Raw genomic sequence first — 15,038 nt, forward strand, 5'->3', positions numbered from 1 at the left:
CGGGGGAGTTCAGGGATCGGGATATCTCGTTCCGGTGAGCTGTTCGGAGATCTCCCACAGCCGGCGGGCATCGGCCTCGTTTTTCGCACGGGCCGGGATCCTCGCTTCCCGTACGCCGCCGCCGGCCGCCTCCAGGAATCCGTGCGGGCCGTAGAAGGCACCGCCGGCGGCCTGCGGGGAGGTCGCTGCATAGAGGGCGGGCTTGACGCCGTCGTCGAGGTCCTGCCACATGAAGGGCAGGAACCGCTGGCTCAACTCGAGGAACCGCTCGGTGCCACCCGTTTCGCCGAACTGCGGATCGGGCTTCGACATACCGGGATGCGCGGCAACGGACGTCAGGCCCCACCCTGATTCGCGGCTGCGCCGGTCCAACTCGCGGGCGAAGATCAGATTCGCGAGCTTGGATTGGCTGTAGGCGCGCATCGGCGAATACCCACGCGCACATTGCAAGTCGTCGAATCGGATGCGCCCGTTTCGGGCGGCCATGGCGCTGAGGGTGACGACCCGTGGCGCAGGCGCCGCCCGCAGCAGCGGCAGCAGGTGTCCGGTGAGCGCGAAGTGTCCCAAATGATTTGTGCCAAACTGCAATTCGAATCCGTCCGCGGTGGTGTCGCGTTGGCGGTGTGCGATGACGGCGGCATTGTTGACCAGGACGTCGATCGGCCTGCCCTCGGCGTTGAGCTCCTTCCCCAAGGCGGCGACGCTGGCCAGCGACGCCAGGTCGAGTCGTTTGATGGTCAGTTTCGCCTCGGGCACCGTCGCGCGGATGTGCGCGACCGCACGTACGCCCTTGCCCTCGTTGCGGATTGCCATGACGACTTCCGCACCGGCCGCGGCCAGCCGGCTCGCCAGGCAGAGTCCGATGCCAGAGGTGGCGCCGGTTACGACGGTCAGCTTTCCGGAAAGGTCGGTCATCAGCGCACTGCGATGATCCGCGCGGCGGCTTCGACCGCAGCGGCGCGGCGACGCGCCACCACGGTGGGGTCGTCCGTCGAAGCATCGGGGTGCGGCGACGTCGCCCACGCCATGCCGACCGCGATCAGCAAGGCGATCAGGTCCGTGGGATCCCACGACCGGTCGACGTGCCCCGCCGCCTGGGCCGCTTCGATCGCGGTAATGCTGTCGGCGAAGATCGGTTCACCATCCTCGAGCGGTTCGTCGAGAGCGAAGCCTTCCAGACGTGCCCACGTGACCATGCGCAGGTGCTCGGGGTGGTTGCGGGCCACGTCGTAGACGTCGCCGACGAAGTCGGGAACGGTCCCGCGGCGCAGGCTGATTGCCCGGAAGAATTCGGTGCTATCAGCGGCCAGCACTTCGCGAAACAGGGTTTCCTTGTCGCCGAAGTGCGCATAGATGCGCTCCTTGCTGGCCTGAGCGGTGCGTGCGATCCGGTCGATGCGCGCCCCGGCCAAGCCGTACTGGGCGAACTCCGCCCGGGCCGCCGCCAGGATCACGTCGCGTAGCTCGGTTGTATTTCTCACAGGAGAATCATATGCCAGACGAACTCGTTCGTTCGGTAGGGTGGAGCCGTGGCGTCTACGAGAAGGAGCGGGCATGGCTGATGCAGTGGAGGTGAATTCGGCCATCGGGCGGATGCCGCGCGGTGGTCCGACCGCCTCGTGGCTGGACAGGCGGTTGCAGACCGATCTGCTCGAGTACACCGACCGCTACGACATCCCCGACGAGGTCAAGCAGACGGTGATCTCGGCACTCGACCGTGTCGGCGAACGCGGCGGCCAGCACGAGAAGCACGCCCGCACGGCACTCGACGTGGTGGCAGACGTTCCCCACCCGCGCATCCTCGAACTCGGCGCCGGACACGGCAAGCTGTCGGCCCAGATTCTGCGATTGCATCCCACCGCGACGGTGACGGTCAGTGACCTGGACCCGACGTCCGTCGCGAACATCGCCAACGGCGAACTCGGCACGCATCCTCGGGTGCGGACGCAGGTGGTCGACGCCACCGCGATCGCCGCCGACGACGGCGCATACGACCTGGTGGTCTTCGCCCAGGCGTTTCATCACCTACCGCCGGAAACCGCCGTCCGAGCGATCGCCGAAGCCACCCGGGTGGGTCGGCGCTTCCTGGTGATCGACATCAAGCGTCCGCCTTCACTCGCGCTGCTCCTCACCCCACTGGTCGCGGCACCGGTCGCGGCGCTCGCCGTGCTGGTACGACCGTCGATCCGACGCATCATGCACGACGGGTTCATCAGCGCGCTGCGCGCCTACAGTCCTTCGGCGTTCGTCGCATTGGGCAAGGCGGCCGACTCGCAGATGAACATCGAATTCCTGCCGCCGACGAAACGGTTCGGCCTCACCCCGACCACGCTGGTGTTCTCCCGACCCACCGCGACATCGGTGAATGCACTGCAGCCCAAGGAGTCTGAACAGTCATGACCACCACGAACATCGACGGGATCATGAACCAGCCGCAGCGGGTCCAGACCCTGCGCGGCATGGTGGAAACCGTCGCCGACCGAGTCGCGCCGCTCGTCGATCTCTACCGCCCCTACGTCGACGGCCTGCAGGGCTTGCCCGCCGATGGCCGATTCCTGTTGGTGGGCAACCACACCCAGGCCGGCGCCGAGGGCCTGCTGATCCCCCTGCTCGTCCGTCGCGCGATCGGCATGCGGGTGCGGCCCCTTGCCGACCGGAACTTCGGCCGCATGGGCGGCCTGCCCGGCGATCTCCTCGCTGCGGCCGGCGCCGTGGTCGGCGCGCCGGAGACCGCCCGCGAATTGATGCGCCACGACGAACCCATTCTCGTGTTCCCCGGTGGGGGCCGCGAAATCTCCAAGTTCAAGGGCGAGGAGAACACCCTGCGCTGGCAAGGCCGCAGCGGATTCGCCCGCCTGGCAGCCGAATACGGCTACCCGATCGTGCCGGTGGGGCTCATCGGCGGCGACGACGTCTACCGCAGCTTCACGACGCGTGACGGCGCATGGGGACGACTCAGTCAACGCCTGACCGAGCGACTGTCCGGCCGCACGGACATGGCCATGCCGCTCATGCGTGGGATCGGCCCTACCCTCATCCCCCGCCCGCAACGGATGTATCTGCGCTTCGGCTCCCCCATCGACACGACACCGCCCACGTCGACGGCCGACGAGGACTGGGCGGGCACCGTCAGGCAGAACACGCAGGACGCACTGGAGCAGATCCTCGCCGACCTGCTCGAGGTCCGCAGCCACGACCCCTACCGCGAACTCAATCCCCTCGCTTGGCGCACGGCCACGATGCCCGTCGGCTGACGCCCACTCCGAGGGCGGCATAGCAGCGGCAACTGCGCCCCTGAAGACTTTGCTGGCGCGCTGCACGAGTTAACCTGTCGTCCGCGGCGCGGTGCCGCGTTTGCTAGGAGGACTACCCATGCGCTCGTTTAGCGTGGCCGTGCTCGTCGCGGTTGCCGGCATCTTCGGTTCGTCTGGCGTGGCGGTGGCCGCGCCGAAGGATTACTGCGCCGACCTCAAGGGCGGCAACACCGGCAGCACGTGCGAGATCCAGCTCACCGACCCCGGGTACAGCGTCGACATCAGCATTCCGCTGGACTACCCCGATCAGAAGTCGGTTGCCGAGTACATGTCCCAGACGCGCGACACCTTCCTCAACGCGGCCAAGTCCGGCGCCCCGCGCACTGCGCCGTACGAGTTGAAGATCACGCCGACGGAATACACCTCGGCGGTTCCCCCGCGCGGCACGCAGGCCGTGGTGTTCAAGGTGGAGCAGAACCTCGGTGCCGCAAAGCCGCAGACGACGTACAAGTCGTTCAACTGGGACCAGAGCTACCGCAAGGCGATCAACTACACGGCCGCACCGGACGACAAGACGAGTACGCCGTTGTGGCGGGTGGACGATCCGCTGAAGGTCGTCGCGCCGATCGTCCAGGCTCAACTGCAGCAGCAGCTGGCACCGCCACCGCCGGTTGCGCCCCCCACGACGCCCGCGCCGGGACAGCCAGCAGCGGCCACGCCGACCACCACCACGCCGCCGCCACCGCCACCGCCGTTGCCGATCGCGCCAACCGCGCTATACAACCCCGACAACTATCAGAACTTCGCGATCGTCAACGACGGGGTGATCTTCTTCTTCAACCAGGGCGTGTTGCTGCCCGACTCGGTCGGGCCGTTGCAGGTGCTGGTGCCGCGGGCGTCGATCGACCCGATGATCGCGTAACGCCGTCGAACTCTGGCTTCGCAGCAGGCAGCTTCATCAGAAGCCTCTGCGTTGATGGCGAATGCCCATGCGCTCGGGTATCACCGAATCTGTCATTCCGAAGCGTCAGGGGCTATCCAACCCGCGGCCGCTGTGATCGTCCGTAGGTTACGGAACAATCAGCGACGGCCGCCTCCGCCGCCGGCGTTGAACCCTGGCTCAGCCACCTCCGCTGGGGTGAGCTCGTAGGGGGCCGGCGCGGCGACCTCCGGGGCGCCCGGTGCACTCGCTACGTCACCACCGCCGTCGGTTGGGGCACCGCTGATGATCTCGCTGGTATCTCCAGGCGCTTCCGCGCCAATTCCCTGGTTTGCACCGCTCGTTGAGATCCACACCATCAAGTCCTGGACACCGTCGTTGTAGACGACGCTGTTGGGAGTGTCGCCAACGACGTCGAAGTAGATCTTGCCCGGGATTCCGCCGCCAATGATCCGATAGTTCTGGCCGCTCTGAGCGCGGGCGTTGAACAGCGCAGCGATGGGTACGCCCCCGTCGTTGGTCACGGTTGCTTCGTACAACCGGCCGTTGTGAAACACGGCGTCCGAACTCGGTCTCAGCCCTTGCACTGTGTAAGTGATCGTTGGGTTGCCGTAGACATCGTTGAGTGACTCCGGCACGCCGAATGGCTTGATGTCGTTGGCCGCTGAAGCCGGGACCGCCGTACCAGCGGCCATGACGACCGCGATCGCAGCGATGCCGACAGGTGCCACAAGTTTCCGAATCTTCATTCTTACCCCTCTGTGTCAGATGCTTTGGGGCGGAACGTTACCTCGCAGTTTCCGTGTGCAAGGAGTATTTGACGCAGGCAAGGCACTCACGGTCGATAGCGGTACGGAAAGTTCTCACTAAGCCACCCGCGGCCTGTCGGGCTTGGACGTGCAGGGTGCGGGGCCGGTCGTCGTGGGCGGCGATGCCGAGAAGGTGGTGCGCTGCTGAATATTTGGTGCCGCGCCGCAGTTGATGGACTTCTCCATCGGTGACGGGGTGGCGGTGGGCGTGGTCGGATTCGGCGTCGTAGTGGGTGTAGAGGTAGGCGTGGTTGGTGTCGCGGCCGCGAGACACGCGTCGATCACGGTGACCGCCCACGTGTATGCCGATCTCTACGACGATGAACTCGACGTTGTTGCGTCGGCGCTCGATGCGCTGGACGACCGTCCGTCTGAGTAGCCCGAAAGTTTAGCCATATAGACCTCGTTTCGAAGTGCCCAGCTGGACGAGATTAGCTCTCAAAAACAACGCTGACCGCAACGAGATTGAGTGGCCAGGGCCGGGATCGAACCGGCGACCTTCCGCTTTTCAGGCGGACGCTCGTACCAACTGAGCTACCTGGCCCGGAAGGCACAACCGTGCCTCGCCGAAATGGCGACCCTGACGGGACTCGAACCCGCGACCTCCGCCGTGACAGGGCGGCGCGCTAACCAACTGCGCCACAGGGCCTTGCTTTGCGACACCATCGTAACGGTGCTGCGTGTACCCCCTACGGGATTCGAACCCGCGCTACCGCCTTGAAAGGGCGGCGTCCTAGGCCGCTAGACGAAGGGGGCCAGATCCGAATCTCTCCGGGGTACTCGCAACAAACTCACGTTGGGAGCGTCGATAGCTTAGGGCACCGACACCCGAATCCTCAAACGAGGTCCCCAACCGTCGATGGCCGCTCCGCTCCGAACCCCGGTGACGCCAGCCAGTATCCTGATTCACCGCGCCCCTATAGCTCAGTTGGTAGAGCTACGGACTTTTAATCCGCAGGTCCCAGGTTCGAGCCCTGGTGGGGGCACCGCGTGTCGCCTCACTCCTTGATGAACGAGTACATCCGCCAGGAGAACTCACCCGATTCCAGGTCGCGATAGAACCGCGAGCCCTTCACGTGGTACGCCTCGCGCCCGATGCCCTGCAACGGACCGGGCAGCTGACGGCTGAGCGCCTCCAGCGAGCCCTCTGATCGCTCGTCCAGGGCGCGCAGCACCTCGGCGTTGATGTCGCGTTCCGACAGCATGCATAGCGGGACCTCGGCGAGCGCCTTCTCCCAGTCCGCGATGCCGAGCCGCGGCCGCAGATCGGCGTACAGGAAGTGCCCTCCCGGTCGCAGCACGCGGGCCACCTCGGCGAGGAATCGGCTGAAGTGCGGGTAGCAGTGGGACGACTCGACGTTGACCACCGCGTCGAACGATTCCGCGGCGAACGGCAGGTCCTCCGCGTTGCCCTCGACGAAGTCCAGGCCCGCGACGTCGTGGTGCCGCTTGCGGCACGACGCGATGGCAGCCGGGTTCAGATCCAGTCCCGTGTAGGAGGCCGGCTCGAACGTGCGGGTGAGATACGAGGCGCCGCCTCCATGACCGGAGCCGACCTCCAACACCTTCTTCCCCTTGATGTCCCCCTGGGCGGCAGTGCGGTGATAGAGCTGGCTCGGGTACCTGTGTGGCTCGTCGGATTCCCCCATCGGGACGGCCATCGGCGGGTCTTCTTCGTAGCCGTCATTCAGGAACAGACCCTCGCCGCCGATCATGCGGGTGAAGATCGGGTAGAAGACCTTGGCGAAGGCCTTCATGACGTACGGGTTGAATCCCAAGCGGTAGACGCGGGCAGTGACCCGGCTGGATACGGTTCCTTCGTTGATGGACATTGCGGGAGTATGCAGGAAAATTGACGTTCACTCATGGCGAAACGATCAGGCTTTACTCGCGACCGATCCGCCTGAAGGCCATGAGCAAACCCCTTGGCATCCAAGGCAATCCAGACAGCTCGGCCAACGCGTGAAACCCGATCGCGGGGCTACCCACAAACTCCCAACAAAATAGCTCGGCTAAGCACTTAAGCGGTTCGCTCAAACATCCGACGGCGAATGCCGACCGTCAGCGGCCGGGCACCGCAGGCACCGTCGGCACGACCTGCCAGCCCGGCCAGCAGCCCAGCGGGCTGATCGCCGCCTCGCGGGCGGAGTCCAGACACTTGCTCACCAGCACGTTGGGATCGTTGGACACCGACGCGGCCAGGATGCCGTTGGCGCGGGCCTCCGCCTCGGCGGTCTTGGCACGCTGCTCGGCCACGCGGGTGTTGGCCTTCTCGACGTTCAGCGCGTTGATCCGGTCCTAGGTGGCACTGTCGTAGTTGACCAGCGGCACGATGACGTTGATGATCTCGATCTGCCCGCCCACCTTGGCGCGCAGTTCCCGGGTCACCAGGTTGTCGCGCACGTTTTCGAAGTCGCGATAGTCGAGGTACAACTCGTCGGCCGCGGCGGGCTGAATGCGCCACCGGACGCTGTTGTCGACGTTGGCCGTCGAGTTGTTGCCCAGCCGCACCGTGCTGGCCATCCCCATCTGTCGGCACCGCCGAGCAGTTCACCGCACGGCATTCAGCCGAATGGTATTGGGCTTTCGCCCCGTAGACCTAGACCTTCGGGCAGTAGTGCATCGGGTTGTCGCGCTCCTCGAGCGGCGGCAGGTTGCGCGCAGGTGTCTGCGGAAGTGGTGTGTCGGGCGCGATGCGTCCGGTGACCCGGTCCCAGCCTGCGCGGGCGCGGGGATGCATGCGGGCCCGTTTTGGCAAGAGCGAGAAGACGATTCGCACGGCGGAGCCGAACCGGCGGTGCAGCCACTCGTCGCGCGCCGACCACGTGTACCCCATCAGCTCGCGCACCGCCGGGTGGTAGAGGCCGACGGTGACCCACACGAAGAACGGCGCCACGATCCTGCGCTGCATTCGCCACATCCAGTCCGGAATCCATTCCGCGAACGGCGGCTTGGGTAGATCGGTCAGGTCGAGCACCGCGCGAGCGGCGTAGTTGTTCTCAAGTACGTTGCGGCACATGTGTTCCCAGTACTCCTGGAATTCCTCCCAGGTCTTCGGCACCGGCCGGGTGCTCATGCCGTACATCGAGTACCACTGCAGGTGCTCGTCGAACAACTGACGCTTCTCGGCTTCGGTGATGCCTCCGCAGAACCGCTCGGCGACGATCAACGTGCCGACGAAGAACGTTGCGTGCGCCCAGTAGAAGACGTCGGGATTCAGCGCGTGGTAGCGGCGGCCCTGAGCATCCACACCCTTGATGTCGACGTGATAGTCACGCACCTCTGCGCCGGTCTGGGGCGCACGGTCGGTGTCGAAGACGACGCCGCCGATCGGATACAGCGAGCGCAACAGCCGCGGCCACCGTTCCCGGAAGAACGTCGAATGTTCCTCGACCGCCGCACCGAGTTGCGGATGCATGTTCTGCATCGATCCGGCCCACGGGCCCTGCAGCATGCCGCGCCAGTCACCGAAGTACTTCCATGTCAGCGAGTCCGGTCCGAGCGGCGTCGGCGGTGCCTCGTAGCCTCCCGGCGCGACGGGACAGCCACTGCTGGTTATCGGACCTGCCTCGGACGTATCTTGACTCACTGGTGGAATTCTCCTGGTGGCCAGGCGGGATATTCTGACTACGAGCGTTGTCAATTACAGCTTAGGAGCAATGTGCCTTCCGGTCAACGACAGGGCAGATGGTCCGGCGTGCCGCTGCAGGACCGGCAGGCGTTGCGCCGCGACGAACTCGTCGCGGCTGGCGTCGCACTCCTGGGTGGGGAAGGTGGCCCCGCGCTGACCGTCCGCGCCGTCTGCCGCGAGGCGAGCCTGACCGAGCGCTACTTCTACGAAAGCTTTGCCGACCGGGACGAATTCGTCCGCGCGGTCTACGACCACGTCTGCAGCACGGCGATGGCGGCGCTGGCGTCGGCCGACACCCCGCGTGACGCGGTCGAACGGTTCGTCGCGCTCATGGTCGACGACCCGATCCGCGGCAGGGTTCTGCTGATCGCGCCCGAACGCGAGCCGGTGCTGGCGAAGTCGGGCGCCGAGTGGATGCCCAGTTTCATCGACCTGCTGCAGCGCAAACTGACCCGCATCACGGATCCCGCCGTGCAGGCCATGGTGGCGACGGGCCTAGTCGGCGCGCTGTCGGCGTTGTTCACGGCCTACTTGAACGGCCGATTGGCGACCACCCGGGAGCAGTTCATCGACTACTGCGTCGACATGCTGCTCAGCCGGGCGTCAAGCCACTAGTTAGTGGTCGGGCGTGGAGACGTCGGCGAGCGCCTGCTCTTCCTCGGCTGCCGCCTCGGCGGCGGCCTGCTCCTCGGCTGCCTTCGCCGCGCGACCGGCCTCGCTGGCCAACGAATTGCCAGGCATGGTCGCGGAGGCGACGCCGCCGTTGCAGTTCAAGTAGAACTGCACGGTGTTGGAGACGTGGGCGCCGTCGTTGGCGCTGGCGAAGGGAGCCGTCTGCGACCGAGTCACCAAGCAGTCACCCTGGTCGACCTTGTCGCCGACGCGGGCCGCCACGACGACCGTCTGACCGGCATCGCTGGCCGCCGATGATGCATCTGAGTACGTCTGCCCGGCATAGTCGTCCGCCGAGGCCACACCGGTGCCGAGCGCGGTGGAGAGAGCCAGCGCACCAATCGCGCCGGAACCAATAACCATGAACTTCTTCACGTAACGCCCTATCTGCCAGTCGAAACAGTCATACCCGCGGGGATAGTACCGCTGACGAGACGCCTGCGCAGCCCTCGTGTGACTACGTCAGATGGGACGTGGATTGCTCAGCTACCAGGGAGTTATTCGCCGGCTTGCCCCGCGTCGACGGCAGCAAGCTGATCCTGCTCGGCCTGCTCGGCCGCAGCCTTTGCTTCGGCCTCGCGCTGCTCTTTTGCTGCCATGTCCGCTTCCCACATCTTGCGGCCCTCGGGGCTCTGCAGCGAGAAGCCCGGCCAGAGCGCCGTTCCGTACTTTGCGTAGCAGTTCAGGTTCACCAACATCTGGTTCGTGATCCGGTTGCCGGACCCGTCCATGCGGGATGCCCTGTTTGCGCTAGTGACGATGCAGTTGTCCCAGTCCTTGCGGTCGCCAACAGTCGTGGCAACGATCGGCACCAGGCCCATTTGGTTGATGGCCGCCTTGGCGTCCTTGTAGTACTGCCCCACTACCTGATCATCGGCGTTCGCCACGCCGCTGCCGACTAAGGTGAACGCAACCGCGGCCGCTCCACATGCACCGGCGGTGAGAACCAGGAGTTTCTTCACGTGTTGCGGCCTTTCGTCATCGCCAGGGCGGATTAGTTTGCCGGAAGCCCGGGCACCCATGGGAATCGTACAGCCAGTGAGCGGATCTAAGTGATAGCTAGGCAACACCAGTCACATTCGAAACCTCATAGACTTGAATGTCACCGGGGTACACAGATATATTGAGTGCAACCAATAGGTACAGATAACTGGAGGGTCTATGTCGACCGAGTTGACCGACCTGCAGCTTCTGCGTGAGCTGGAACCGGTGGTCGAACAGAACATCAACCGGCACATGCGGATGCGCAAGGACTGGAACCCACACGACTACATTCCGTGGTCCGACGGCAAGAACTATTACGCCCTCGGTGGTCAGGATTGGGAGCCCGGACAATCCAAGCTCTCCGAGGTCGCCCAGGTCTCGATGCTGCAGAACCTGTTGACCGAGGACAACCTGCCCTCCTATCACCGCGAGATCGCGATGAACTTCGGCATGGACGGCCCATGGGGCTTCTGGGTCAACCGCTGGACGGCCGAGGAGAACCGGCACGGCATCGCGCTGCGCGACTACCTCGTCGTCACCCGCGCCATCGACCCCGTGGAACTCGAGGAACTGCGCGTCGAGCAGGTCACCCGTGGCTTCAGCCCCGGCCAGAACGGCCAAGGCGACATGTTCGCGGAGAGCCTGTTCGACTCCGTCATCTACGTGACGTTCCAGGAGCTGGCCACCCGGGTGTCGCACCGCAACACCGGCAAGGCGTGCAACGAAACCATCGCCGACCAGCTGCTGCAGCGCGTCTCCGCCGACGAGAACCTGCACATGATCTTCTATCGCGACGTGAGCGAGGCCGGCATCGACATGGCCCCCAACCAGGCGATGAAGTCCCTGCACCGCGTGCTGCGCAACTTCAAGATGCCCGGATACACGGTCCCCGAGTTCCGCCGCAAGGCCGTCGTGATCGCCGTCGGCGGCGTCTACGACCCGCGCATCCACCTCGACGACGTCGTGATGCCCGTACTGAAGAAGTGGCGCATCTTCGAGCGTGAGGACTTCACCGGCGAGGCCGCCGAGATGCGCGACGATCTCGGCAAGCTGGTCGAGGAACTCGAGGAGACCTGCGTGAAGTTCGAGGTCGCCAAGGAGCGCCGCCTCGAGCGCGAGAAGAAGATGGCCGAGAAGAAGGCCATGAAGAACCTCCTGGTGACGTCATCGGCAGCCTCCTAGCGCCGGCTCAGCCCCGGGCCCTGCACATCGGGCCGATCGCGTTGCGCAGCCCCGTCGTGCTGGCCCCCATGGCCGGAGTGACGAACGTCGCGTTCCGCACGCTGTGCCGAGAGTTGGAACTGGCCAGGGCGGGCACCGTCAGCGGTCTCTACGTGTGCGAGATGGTCACGGCCCGCGCGCTGGTCGAGCGGCATCCCGTCACGCTGCACATGACCACGTTCGCGCCCGACGAGTCACCGCGGTCGTTGCAGCTCTACACCGTCGACCCGGACACCACGTTCGCTGCGGCCAAGATGATCGCCGACGAAGGCATGGCCGACCACATCGACATGAACTTCGGCTGCCCGGTGCCCAAGGTCACCCGGCGCGGCGGCGGCGCGGCCCTGCCGTACAAGCGGAAGTTGTTCGGCCAGATCGTCGCCGCTGCCGTGCGCGCAACCGAGGGCTCCGGCATACCCGTCACCGTGAAGTTCCGGGTCGGCATCGACGACGCCCACCACACGCACCTCGACGCCGGCCGGATCGCCGCCGAGGAAGGTGCGGCCGCGGTAGCGCTGCACGCCCGCACCGCCGCGCAGCGCTACTCGGGTAGCGCGGACTGGGAGCAGATCGCGCTGCTCAAGCAACACGTCACCAGCGTGCCCGTGCTGGGCAACGGCGACATCTTCGACGCCGACGACGCGCGGGCCATGATGGCGACGACGGGGTGTGACGGAGTCGTCATCGGACGCGGTTGCCTGGGCCGCCCGTGGCTGTTCGCCGAATTGTCCGCCGGGTTCTCCGGGCGCGAGGTGGCCACTCCGCCGACGCTGGGCGAGGTCGCGTCGATCATCCGTAGGCACGGAGAGCTCTTGGTCGAACACTTCGGCGAGGACAAGGGCATGCGCGACATCCGCAAGCACGTCGCCTGGTATCTGCACGGATTTCCCGCTGGATCCGATCTGCGACGCGCGATGGCGCTGGTCAAGACCCTCGCGGAGCTCGACGAGCTGTTGTCCCGCCTCGACCCCGACGTGCCGTTCCCCTCGGCCGCCGAGGGCCCGCGCGGACGCCAGGGCTCACCGGGGTCGGTGGCGCTGCCGGAGAACTGGCTGAGCGATCCAGAGGACTGCACGGTTCCCGCGGGCGCCGACGTCATGCACTCGGGAGGCTGATTCGTCCACGCCGGAGGCTGAATCGTCCACGCCGGAGGCGGAATCGTCCACGCCGGAGGCGGAATCGTCTCAGTGCCGAGACGTCATCGAGACGGCACTGACACTTCCTCCGACTGGCCCTCTCTCAGGATGTCTCAGTACGATGAGTGCCTTATCGCGACGGCTCCGAGTGGCGGAGCCGACGACGTACTGCTAAAGAAATCAGGAAGCACGCAGAGAATCTGCGCCCTGAGGTTCATGAAGCCGGGCTACACACGCCTGGGAGTCGGAGGCCGGTAGGACATGAGTGACGGCGACAACGCCACTCCTGGCCGTCCCGGTTCTTCCGGCCGCGGCGAATCCGGCGACGACAACCAATGGCTTACCCGATCTGCACGGCCGATGCCAGGCGCCGCGCCGTGGGAACGCAGCCCGAGGGCGTTCGGCCCCAGTCCGGTGGACGATGAGCCCTCCGACCAGCATCTCGACGAGCCGTCCCCGTCCCAGCACACCGACGGCGTCACCGTCGCGGACCTGATCGCCAAGCTGTCGGGCACCCGCGCCGAACCCCTGGACGAACCACCGCGCCATCGCGCCGACCCAGACCCAGAACCCGAACCCGAAGCCGCATACGAGCCGGAGCCGCAACCCCCGCTCCGCGTTGCCCCACCAACGCTGCCCGCGTACTCGAGCGAGCGGGACGGCGATCCGATCACCGAGGTCTTCCCTCGGCTCTCCGACACCGATTCCGAATTGCCGATCCTGTCGGATGCGCGTCGCCCGCCGAAGCGCATCGGTGGTGCGGCGCTCACCGAGAAACCCGAATCGCACCGCGGCCGACGTACCGCGATGGTCGTCGGGCGAGTCGCCGTCGCGCTGATCGCGGTCCTCGCGCTCGCGCTCACCGGCGCCGCATGGCAGTGGCAATCGACCAAGAACCGCAGTTTGAACAAGGTCTCCGCGCTCGACCTCAATTCGCGCGACATCCTCGACCCCAACGCGCAGTTCGGCGACGAGAACTTCCTGATCGTCGGCGTCGACAGCCGGTTCGGGCAGAACGCCGACATGGGCGCGGGCGACACCGCCGACGCCGGCGGCGCCCGGTCGGACACCGTGATGTTGGTGAACATCCCGGCCAACCGCAAACGCGTCGTCGCCGTCTCCTTCCCACGCGATCTCGCGATCACGCCGATCAAGTGCGAACCATGGAACGCCGAGACGGGCGCATACGGCCCGCTCTACGACGAGGACACCGAGACCTACGGTCCCGACGAGGTCTACACCGAGACCAAGCTCAACTCGGCCTATTCCTTCGGTGGGCCAAAGTGCCTGGTCAAACTGATCCAGAAGTTGTCCGGCCTGTCCATCAACCGGTTCATGGCCGTCGACTTCGCCGGTTTCGCGACGATGGTCGACGCTCTCGGTGGCGTCGAGGTATGCAGCACCACACCGCTGGAGGACTACGAACTCGGCACCGTCCTCGCGAACGCAGGCCGCCAAGTCGTCGACGGTCACACCGCCCTGCAGTACGTGCGCGCCCGTCAGGTCACGACCGAGACGAACGGTGACTACGGCCGCATCAAACGCCAGCAGCTGTTCCTGTCGTCGCTGCTGCGGTCGCTCATCTCGAAGGACACGTTCTTCAGCCTCAGCAAGCTCAACAACGTCGTCAACATGTTCATCAACGACAGCTACGTCGACAACATCCAGACCAAGGACCTCGTCGACCTCGGCCAATCCATTCAAGGCGTGAACGCCGGCCGCATCACCTTTGTGACGGTGCCGACCGGCGAAACGGACTCCGAGGGCAACGAGCCGCCGCGCGAGGAGGACATGCGCGCGCTGTTCGACGCGATCATCAACGACGATCCGCTGCCCGAGGAGAAGAACGCCGACAACACCCCGGTACCGGGAACCCCGACCAGCGAGCCCGCTCCTGGCCCCAATGGCGAGTTGGTCGACGCCGTCACCACCAGCCCCGGCGAGATCACCGTGCGGGTCTCCAACTCGACCGGCGAGGACGGTCTGGCGTCCGTCGCGGCCAGTGAGCTGCAACAACACGGCTTCAACGTCACCGACCCCGACGACTATCCCGGGCCGCTGGACTCGACCACGGTGTTCTTCTCCGCAGGCAACGAGCAGGCCGCGGCGACGGTCGCGTCGTCCTTCGCCAATCCGACCATCGAACGGGTGTCGGGCATGGGCAACGTGGTCAGGGTGGTCCTGGGGTCCGACTTCAATGCGGTCGCCCCGCCGACGCCGAGCGGTTCCCCGATCCAGGTGCACGTGGTCAAGGACAGCAGCAGCCAACCCACCCACCTGCCGGAGGACCTGACGGTCACCAACGCGGCGGACACCAGCTGCGAGTGACGGCGCCAGTGCCATCGTGGCAGGTGGCATTCATCTTTCGTTCACCCTCGACGTCATGACCTT

The 15,038-nt window shown here is 65.8% G+C and carries 15 protein-coding genes, 4 tRNA genes and 1 pseudogene; 9 read left to right on the forward strand and 11 right to left on the reverse strand.

Annotated elements, in window-relative coordinates; genetic code table 11:
* Nucleotides 1-9 precede the first annotated feature (9 nt).
* Together N536_RS0108040 and N536_RS0108045 are read right to left on the reverse strand one after the other, a co-directional pair.
* Entirely contained in the window at nt 10-915 is a 906-nt protein-coding gene (locus N536_RS0108040; protein WP_036435760.1) for an SDR family oxidoreductase, read from the reverse strand.
* Nucleotides 915-1,481, reverse strand: a complete 567-nt coding sequence (locus N536_RS0108045) for a TetR family transcriptional regulator (RefSeq protein ID WP_029113147.1) — start codon at nt 1,479-1,481, stop codon at nt 915-917. Before N536_RS0108045 ends, N536_RS0108040 begins: the two co-directional genes overlap by 1 nt.
* Before the next feature lie 73 nt (nt 1,482-1,554).
* On the opposite strand from N536_RS0108045, the gene N536_RS37755 reads away from it, so the two are divergent.
* The 3 genes from N536_RS37755 (at nt 1,555) to N536_RS0108060 (ending at nt 4,176) form a co-directional block, all read left to right on the forward strand.
* Nucleotides 1,555-2,400: a class I SAM-dependent methyltransferase gene (locus N536_RS37755; protein ID WP_051574319.1), complete on the forward strand. Its 846-nt coding sequence runs from the start codon at nt 1,555-1,557 to the stop codon at nt 2,398-2,400.
* Nucleotides 2,397-3,254 carry a lysophospholipid acyltransferase family protein gene (locus N536_RS0108055; RefSeq protein WP_036435762.1) on the forward strand — a complete coding sequence of 286 codons (858 nt, stop codon included), beginning with the start codon at nt 2,397-2,399 and terminating at the stop codon, nt 3,252-3,254. The genes N536_RS37755 and N536_RS0108055 overlap by 4 nt, the downstream gene beginning before the upstream one ends.
* Before the next feature lie 118 nt (nt 3,255-3,372).
* Nucleotides 3,373-4,176, forward strand: coding sequence for an RsiV family protein (locus N536_RS0108060; RefSeq protein ID WP_081809098.1), 804 nt, complete (start codon nt 3,373-3,375; stop codon nt 4,174-4,176).
* A gap of 158 nt (nt 4,177-4,334) precedes the next feature.
* On the opposite strand, the gene N536_RS37760 is transcribed toward N536_RS0108060, so the two are convergent.
* Entirely contained in the window at nt 4,335-4,943 is a 609-nt protein-coding gene (locus N536_RS37760) for a DUF1942 domain-containing protein (protein WP_036435764.1), read from the reverse strand.
* A gap of 232 nt (nt 4,944-5,175) precedes the next feature.
* Between N536_RS37760 and N536_RS0108070 the strand changes: the two genes are divergently transcribed.
* Complete coding sequence (locus N536_RS0108070) at nt 5,176-5,382, forward strand: hypothetical protein (RefSeq protein ID WP_029113150.1); 207 nt, start codon at nt 5,176-5,178, stop codon at nt 5,380-5,382.
* 91 nt (nt 5,383-5,473) lie between these two features.
* Here N536_RS0108070 and N536_RS0108075 read toward each other — a convergent pair.
* The 3 genes from N536_RS0108075 to N536_RS0108085 form a co-directional block, all read right to left on the reverse strand.
* A tRNA-Phe gene (locus N536_RS0108075) sits at nt 5,474-5,547 on the reverse strand.
* A gap of 28 nt (nt 5,548-5,575) precedes the next feature.
* A tRNA-Asp gene (locus tag N536_RS0108080) sits at nt 5,576-5,652 on the reverse strand.
* Between the two features lie 34 nt (nt 5,653-5,686).
* Nucleotides 5,687-5,759 (reverse strand) — tRNA-Glu (locus N536_RS0108085).
* 157 nt (nt 5,760-5,916) lie between these two features.
* On the opposite strand from N536_RS0108085, the gene N536_RS0108090 reads away from it, so the two are divergent.
* A tRNA-Lys gene (locus N536_RS0108090) sits at nt 5,917-5,989 on the forward strand.
* 12 nt (nt 5,990-6,001) lie between these two features.
* On the opposite strand, the gene N536_RS0108095 is transcribed toward N536_RS0108090, so the two are convergent.
* From N536_RS0108095 to N536_RS0108105, 3 genes and pseudogenes are all read right to left on the reverse strand, one after another.
* Nucleotides 6,002-6,760: a phthiotriol/phenolphthiotriol dimycocerosates methyltransferase gene (locus N536_RS0108095; protein ID WP_155948514.1), complete on the reverse strand. Its 759-nt coding sequence runs from the start codon at nt 6,758-6,760 to the stop codon at nt 6,002-6,004.
* Between the two features lie 304 nt (nt 6,761-7,064).
* Nucleotides 7,065-7,514, reverse strand: a pseudogene (locus tag N536_RS43485) (SPFH domain-containing protein); the annotation flags it as partial.
* An 88-nt stretch (nt 7,515-7,602) separates the two neighbouring features.
* Nucleotides 7,603-8,592: an oxygenase MpaB family protein gene (locus N536_RS0108105; protein ID WP_081809099.1), complete on the reverse strand. Its 990-nt coding sequence runs from the start codon at nt 8,590-8,592 to the stop codon at nt 7,603-7,605.
* Nucleotides 8,593-8,664: 72 nt separating this feature from the next.
* Here N536_RS0108105 and N536_RS0108110 point away from each other — a divergent pair, with 72 nt between their 5' ends.
* Nucleotides 8,665-9,249, forward strand: a complete 585-nt coding sequence (locus N536_RS0108110) for a TetR/AcrR family transcriptional regulator (protein ID WP_029113153.1) — start codon at nt 8,665-8,667, stop codon at nt 9,247-9,249.
* Here the strand turns inward: N536_RS0108110 and N536_RS0108115 are convergent, their stop codons facing one another.
* A complete protein-coding gene (locus N536_RS0108115) occupies nt 9,250-9,669 on the reverse strand; it encodes a hypothetical protein (protein ID WP_231514452.1) in 420 nt (139 codons plus the stop codon).
* A gap of 134 nt (nt 9,670-9,803) precedes the next feature.
* Complete coding sequence (locus N536_RS0108120; RefSeq protein ID WP_036435768.1) at nt 9,804-10,268, reverse strand: hypothetical protein; 465 nt, start codon at nt 10,266-10,268, stop codon at nt 9,804-9,806.
* Between the two features lie 199 nt (nt 10,269-10,467).
* On the opposite strand from N536_RS0108120, the gene N536_RS0108125 reads away from it, so the two are divergent.
* From N536_RS0108125 to N536_RS0108135, 3 genes are all read left to right on the forward strand, one after another.
* Nucleotides 10,468-11,472, forward strand: coding sequence for an acyl-ACP desaturase (locus tag N536_RS0108125; protein ID WP_029113156.1), 1,005 nt, complete (start codon nt 10,468-10,470; stop codon nt 11,470-11,472).
* Nucleotides 11,457-12,626 (forward strand): tRNA dihydrouridine synthase DusB, encoded by a 1,170-nt coding sequence (dusB, locus tag N536_RS0108130; RefSeq protein ID WP_255358417.1) that lies wholly within the window; start codon nt 11,457-11,459, stop codon nt 12,624-12,626. Before N536_RS0108125 ends, dusB begins: the two co-directional genes overlap by 16 nt.
* A gap of 282 nt (nt 12,627-12,908) precedes the next feature.
* Nucleotides 12,909-14,975, forward strand: coding sequence for an LCP family protein (locus N536_RS0108135; protein ID WP_029113158.1), 2,067 nt, complete (start codon nt 12,909-12,911; stop codon nt 14,973-14,975).
* Nucleotides 14,976-15,038 lie beyond the last annotated feature (63 nt).

The organism is Mycobacterium sp. URHB0044, assembly GCF_000620625.1.
Lineage (GTDB): Bacteria > Actinomycetota > Actinomycetes > Mycobacteriales > Mycobacteriaceae > Mycobacterium.